Genomic DNA, 6,055 nt, shown 5'->3' with positions numbered 1-6,055 from the left:
CATCCAGCGCAAGGGCAACGAGGGTTTCGGCAACGGAAATTTCCAGGCACTTTATGAATCGATCGAACTTGACCAGATCCGCCGCGGCGTGATCGTCGTGGACGCCTGATCATGGCACGCCCGGTCATCGATGAAACGCATGATCCCGCTCGGCAAAGCTGGGTGGAATCCGCGGCCGGTCATCCGGATTTTCCGGTCCAGAACCTCCCGCTCGGGGTGGTCGCGCCGCCCGGCGGCGGCGCGCGCGGCGCGATCGCGATCGGCGACCTTGTCCTCGACCTCGGCGAGCTCGCGGCAAGCGAATTGCTCGAAGGCGCGGCAAAGGCAGCGGCGCTCGCGGGATCGGGCGCGTCGCTGAACGCCCTGCTTGCGCTCGGCGCGGCACCGCGAACCGCGCTCCGGCGGGCGGTGTCGGCGCTGTTGTCCGACGAGGCCTATCGCACGCGCGTCGAGCCCATGCTCCATCGCGCCGAAGACTGCACGCCGCATCTGCCCGCCAATATCGGCGATTATAGCGATTTCTATGTCGGCATCCATCATGCGACCAATGTCGGCAAGCTCTTCCGCCCGGACAATCCGCTGCTTCCCAACTACAAGCATGTCCCGATCGGTTACCATGGCCGCGCCTCGTCGGTCGCGGTATCGGGAACGCCCGTCCGCCGCCCCGCCGGGCAGCGCCGCGCTCCCGATCGCGACGCGCCGCTTTTCGGGCCCACCGCCCGGCTCGACTATGAGCTCGAACTCGGGGTCTGGATCGCGAGCGGCAACGCGCTCGGCGAGCCCATTCCGATCGGCTCCGCCGGCGACGCGATTGCCGGGATCAGTCTGCTCAACGACTGGTCGGCGCGCGACCTGCAGGCGTGGGAATATCAGCCGCTCGGTCCGTTCCTCGCCAAGAATTTTCTCACCACCGTCTCGCCGTGGATCATAACCGCGGAGGCTCTCGCGCCCTTCCGTACCGCCCAGCCCGCGCGCCCGGCAGGCGATCCGCAGCCGCTGCCTTATCTCCTCGATGAGGAGGACCAGTCCTCGGGAGCGCTGTCGGCCACGCTCGAGGTGCTGATCTCGACGGCGCGCATGCGCGCCGAAGGGCACCCCCCGTTCCGGTTGAGCCGCACCGCGGCGTCGCATATGTACTGGACGATGGCCCAGATGGTCGTGCATCACAGCGTCAACGGCTGCAACCTGCGCCCGGGGGACCTCCTTGGAACCGGGACGATTTCGGGAGCGGACTCCGAGAGCCTCGGGTCGCTTCTCGAACTCGGCGAGGGCGGCCGGCGGCCGGTCGTTTTGCCCGGCGGCGAGGAGCGCTGCTTCGTCGAGGATGGCGACGAGATCCTCCTCGCAGGCCGGCTCGGTGCCCCGGGCTTCGTGCCGATCGGTTTCGGGCCCTGCCGAGGCGTGGTGCACCCCCGTTGACCGCGCCGCGGAGCGGCGGCGCCCGCCCGCCCGCCGGCGTCCGGCGCTGTCCGCTCGACGAGCTGATCCACGGCGGGGCGCGGCTTTTTCCTCGAGAGGGTCTCCGCGTTGCGCTTGTTGTCTGCCACTTGTGACCGTTACGCTTTCTGCCGATCAAATCGGCCTGCGCGTGTGCGACGAAGGCTCCCCTGTCGCGCTCCGTGGCGCCCTCCTTGGCCGACACACGTGCTTATAAGGCGAAGGCCGTGTCGCTGTCGGGCAGCCCCCCACATTTCTGGCATCCGTGTCGGAGCAGGAGCATGATCCGATCGTCGCGCCCCCATATCCGCATGAATGTTTCCACCGCGGCCCAACTTCTTTCTCATGGCTCATGGCAGTCTCAGCGGGAGATGGAGCAGTCCGTCGGTGAGGCAGCTTGCCTTACACACTAAAGGAACGGTCGTGGAGCAAGGTCGGTTTCACCAGGGCGCAAGCGATCCGCTTTCATCTCGATCACATTAAAGCGCGCAAGCCGTGCACTGTTCGAATCTGGACACTCATGCGTCCGCATCACGATGCTCGGGTGTCGCCGGCCTCTACAGGGGCGCCAGCATCATGTTCTAGTGTGAGTTGCCCGGCTATGCGAGCGCGTCGCATACCATACTGATTTTCGCCGCCGCGACCATGGACCCGCCCGGCGGAGCCGGCGGAAGCAGGTTACTCCCCGAGGGCGCAAGCGGCGCGCACGGGCCTTTGCCATCGTCCGGCTCATCGGTGCCGGCGTCGCCCGATGCGGGCGTTCGGTACCGGCTTCCGTCCGCGCGTCACGCGGCCGCGCGCAACAACATGCCATAGAGATCGCGCGGATCGTCGGGGTCGGCGAGCATGTCGATCGGCTGAAAGAAATCAGTGCCTTCGAGCTTGCCGTGGATGTAGCGCAGGGCCGAGAAATCCTCGATTGCGAAGCCGACGCTGTCAAACAGCGTGATCTGTGCCGCGTCGCGGCGGCCTTCCGCTTCGCCGTTCAGAAACTGCCGGAATTCGGTCACGGGATAGTCCGCGCCCATCTGCTGGATTTCGCCTTCGATCCGCGTCTGCGGCTCGAACTCGACGAAGGTGGCGGCGCGGGCCAGAATGTCTCGATGCAACTCGGTCTTGCCCGGACAGTCGCCGCCGATCGCATTGATGTGAATGCCCGATCCGACCATATTGTCGGTAAGGATCGTCGCAAAGGCCTTGTCGGCTGTGCAGGTCGTGATGATGCGGGCGCTCTCGATCGCCTCTTCGGGAGCCTTGCACGAAACGACACGCAAGCCGCTGTGCACGAGGTTTCGCGCCGTCTTCGCGGTCGCGTCCGGATCGACATCGTAGAGGCGCACTTCTTCGATACCGATGACGGCTTTCATCGCCAGCGCCTGGAATTCCGCCTGCGCGCCGTTGCCGATCATTGCCATGACCTTCGCGTCGGACGGAGCAAGATGGCGCGCCGCCATCGCCGAGGTCGCGGCAGTTCGCAGCGCGGTGAGCAACGTCATTTCGGTCAGCATCAACGGATAGCCTGTATCCACCCGAGCGAGTACGCCGAATGCGGTGACCGTCTGGAAGCCTTTGGCGGTATTGCTCGGATGGCCGTTCACATATTTGAAGCTGTACACCTCGCCGTCGGACGTCGGCATCAGCTCGATGACGCCCTCGCGAGAGTGCGAGGCGACGCGGGGCGCCTTCTCGAAACTGTCCCAGCGGCGATAGTCGGCCTCGACCGCCTCGGTCAGTTCGAGGAGGACGGTCTCGAGGCCGAAATGATGGACGAGGCGCATCATATTCTCGACGCTGACGAACGGCACATAGGCGAGCGGCGAGGCGGCAGGCGGCATAGGAAGGTCCTTGGCTGGAGTGTTCGTGGCAAGGCTATCGACTTCGGTTCTTCGTCGAAATGGCAATTCTGTAGAAAATATGACAACAGACCGGGCAGTTTGATCATTAAAATTGACGGAATGACGCACCCCACCTAGACCTCACGGCGAGGGCCAATGACATCCGCCAAATTCATTCCCGACGATCTCGATCGCCGCATCATCGCGCACCTGCGCGGCGATGGACGCGCGTCGTTATCCAAGATCGCCGACGCGCTGGGGGTGGCGCGCGGCACCATCCAGAACCGGCTAGACCGGCTTGTCGGCACCGGAACGATTCTCGGCTTCACCGTCCGCGTGCGCGCCGACCATGACGACTTCAATGTTCATGCGGTGATGATGATCGAGGTCACGGGCAAGTCGACCACGCAGGTTATCCAGCGACTACGGGGGTTCTCGGAGATCAGGGCGCTGCACACGACCAACGGCAACTGGGATCTGGTCGCCGACATTTGCACCGCCAGTCTTGCGGACTTCGACCGGGTGTTGCGCGAGGTGCGACTGATCGATGGCGTTGCCAGCAGCGAAACCAGCCTGCTCCTGACTACGGTCTAGCCGCGAACGGTGGAACCGGAAAGGGGTTGCCGCCGGGCTGGCGGCTAGCCTATCGCCTCGGGCGGGTTCGACGATCGAAAGCGGATGGCGACGTGGTACAGGAATCTCCCGGCATGACAGACGGTGGTCCGCCGCCGCTCGGGCCTCATCTGCAACGGTTGCGCAAGGACCGGGGGCTGACGCTCGACGACCTCGCGCGCATGTCGGGCGTCTCGCGTTCGATGCTCTCGCAGATCGAGCGGGGGCAGGCGAACCCGACGGTCGCGACAGTGTGGGCGCTGGCCGAGGCGCTGCATATCGAAATGGCGGATCTGCTCGGCGTCGGGCAGCGCGCGGCGTCGCCGCGGATTGCCTTGGCCAGTGCGGCCTTTACTCCGGAAATGCGCAGCGATGACGGGCTGTGCGTGCTCAAGATCCTCAGCCCCGCCGAACGCGTCGGCAGCATCGAATGGTATGACCTGCGTATCGCACGCGGCGGTGTCCTGCGCTCGGCTGCGCATGCGCGCGGTTCGATGGAGCATCTTACCGTTATCGCGGGCCGGCTGATCGTCGAGGCCGGCGACGAGCGTAGCGAGGTGCTCGAAGGCATGACCGCGCGCTATCCCGCCGACATTCCGCATTGCATCGCGAACGATGGCGAAAGCGACGCCCAGGCGCTGCTCGTCAATCTGTTCTAGTAAAAATTCCAATATAGTGGACATGTAGTCCACTATTATGTACCTCGCCTCCGTCAGGGAGGTGAGAATCATGTCATCGCGTTTTTATGAATATGTCGTCGGCGAAATCGCCGCGATCGAGGCCCAAGGCCTGTGGAAGCCCGAGCGGATCATGGCGTCGCCGCAGGGCGCCGCCGTGACATTAGCCGGCCGCGCAGCCGCTTCGATCAACCTTTGTGCGAATAACTATCTCGGTCTCGCCTCCGACCAGCGGGTGATCGACGCGGCGGTCAATGCGACGCGTCGCTGGGGCGCGGGATTGGCCTCGGTGCGTTTCATTTGCGGGACGCAGGAAATACACCGCGAACTCGAGACATCGATCGCTGCCTATCTCGGCTTCGAGGATGCGATCATCTTTGCCGCGGCATTCGATGCCAATGGTGGCCTTTTCGAACCGCTGCTCGGCGAGGATGACGCAATCATATCCGACAGCCTCAACCATGCCTCGATCATCGACGGCATCCGGCTCTGCAAGGCGAAGCGCCTGCGTTTCGCCACCGGCGACATGGGCGAGCTGGAGGAGCGACTGCGCAAAGCCCGCGACGGCGGGGCGCGGACGATCCTGATTGCGACCGACGGGGTCTTCTCGATGGACGGGGCAATCGCCAATCTCGCTGCGATCACCGTGCTCGCCGACCGTTACGAAGCGCTCGTGATGGTCGACGACTGCCACGCGACCGGCCTTCTCGGAACCAAGGGGCGGGGGACCGCGGCGTACCGCGACGTCGAGGGCCGGGTCGATATCATCACCGGTACGTTCGGCAAGGCGCTTGGTGGTGCGATGGGCGGTTTTATCGCCGCCCGCCGCGAGGTCGTAGCGCTTCTCCGCCAGCGCGCGCGTCCCTACCTGTTTTCGAACGCGCTCGCGCCGTCGATATGTGGTGCCTCGCTCGCGGCCATCGAGATCGCCCGGTCGGACGAGGGCGACGTTCTGCGCGACCGCCTCTTCGCGAATACGCGGCGCTTTCGCGCCGGCATGGAAAAAGCGGGGTTCGACCTGCTTCCCGGCGAGCATCCGATCATTCCCGTGATGCTTCACGACGCGGCGCGCGCGCAGGCATTCGCAGCCGCGCTACTCGAAGCGGGCATCTTCGTCACCGGCTTTTCCTACCCTGTCGTTCCGAAGGGGCTCGCGCGCATCCGGACCCAGATGTCGGCGGCGCATAGTCCGCAGCAGATCGATCAGGCGGTTGAGGCGTTCGCCCTAACGGCAAAGCAGCTGGAGGCCGCGCGATGAGCGTTCAGACGCAGGCCGCCGGAGCCGCGGACATGTTCGCGCTCGCCAAGCTCCATGCCCGCGAGGGCATCTGGTCGAGCCGCGCACCCGTTCCCGAGCCCGGACCCGACGATGTCCTGATCCGCGTCAAGCGGACCGCGATCTGCGGGACCGATATCCATATCTACAACTGGGATAGCTGGGCGGCGAAGACCATCCCCGTCCCCATGATCGTCGGGCATGAATTCGCGGGCGAG

General features: G+C 65.0%; 6 protein-coding genes and 1 pseudogene. 6 read left to right on the top strand and 1 reads right to left on the bottom strand.

From position 1 onward, the window contains the following. Both VGD20_RS05565 and fahA read left to right on the top strand, forming a co-directional pair. Positions 1–109 (top strand): annotated as a pseudogene (locus VGD20_RS05565) (4-hydroxyphenylpyruvate dioxygenase); the annotation flags it as partial. Between the two features lie 2 nt (positions 110–111). After that, entirely contained in the window at positions 112–1,419 is a 1,308-nt protein-coding gene (gene fahA / locus VGD20_RS05560; protein ID WP_331133499.1) for a fumarylacetoacetase, read from the top strand. A gap of 803 nt (positions 1,420–2,222) precedes the next feature. Here the strand turns inward: fahA and VGD20_RS05555 are convergent. After that, a complete protein-coding gene (locus VGD20_RS05555; RefSeq protein ID WP_331133498.1) occupies positions 2,223–3,272 on the bottom strand; it encodes an ornithine cyclodeaminase in 1,050 nt (349 codons plus the stop codon). 156 nt (positions 3,273–3,428) lie between these two features. Here VGD20_RS05555 and VGD20_RS05550 point away from each other — a divergent pair, with 156 nt between their 5' ends. From VGD20_RS05550 to VGD20_RS05535, 4 genes are all read left to right on the top strand, one after another. Beyond that, positions 3,429–3,866, top strand: a complete 438-nt coding sequence (locus VGD20_RS05550) for an Lrp/AsnC family transcriptional regulator (RefSeq protein WP_331133497.1) — start codon at positions 3,429–3,431, stop codon at positions 3,864–3,866. A gap of 113 nt (positions 3,867–3,979) precedes the next feature. Next, a complete protein-coding gene (locus tag VGD20_RS05545) occupies positions 3,980–4,543 on the top strand; it encodes an XRE family transcriptional regulator (protein ID WP_331133496.1) in 564 nt (187 codons plus the stop codon). A 70-nt stretch (positions 4,544–4,613) separates the two neighbouring features. Next, positions 4,614–5,819 carry a glycine C-acetyltransferase gene (locus tag VGD20_RS05540; protein WP_331133495.1) on the top strand — a complete coding sequence of 402 codons (1,206 nt, stop codon included), beginning with the start codon at positions 4,614–4,616 and terminating at the stop codon, positions 5,817–5,819. Continuing rightward, a partial coding sequence (locus tag VGD20_RS05535) for an alcohol dehydrogenase catalytic domain-containing protein (RefSeq protein ID WP_331133494.1) occupies positions 5,816–6,055 on the top strand: 240 nt, incomplete at its 3' end. The genes VGD20_RS05540 and VGD20_RS05535, both read left to right, overlap by 4 nt.

Source organism: Sphingopyxis sp., from assembly GCF_036402335.1.
Taxonomy (GTDB): domain Bacteria; phylum Pseudomonadota; class Alphaproteobacteria; order Sphingomonadales; family Sphingomonadaceae; genus Sphingopyxis.
This window is presented reverse-complemented; position numbering and strand designations above follow the sequence as displayed.

Excerpts from the sequence above, each read along its gene's own strand:
- VGD20_RS05540 (WP_331133495.1), top strand. The coding sequence starts at position 4,614 with ATGTCATCGCGTTTTTATGAATATGTCGTCGGCGAAATCGCCGCGATC.
- VGD20_RS05545 (WP_331133496.1), top strand. The coding sequence starts at position 3,980 with ATGACAGACGGTGGTCCGCCGCCGCTCGGGCCTCATCTGCAACGGTTG.
- fahA (WP_331133499.1), top strand. The coding sequence starts at position 112 with ATGGCACGCCCGGTCATCGATGAAACGCATGATCCCGCTCGGCAAAGC.
- VGD20_RS05550 (WP_331133497.1), top strand. The coding sequence starts at position 3,429 with ATGACATCCGCCAAATTCATTCCCGACGATCTCGATCGCCGCATCATC.
- VGD20_RS05555 (WP_331133498.1), bottom strand. The coding sequence starts at position 3,272 with ATGCCGCCTGCCGCCTCGCCGCTCGCCTATGTGCCGTTCGTCAGCGTC.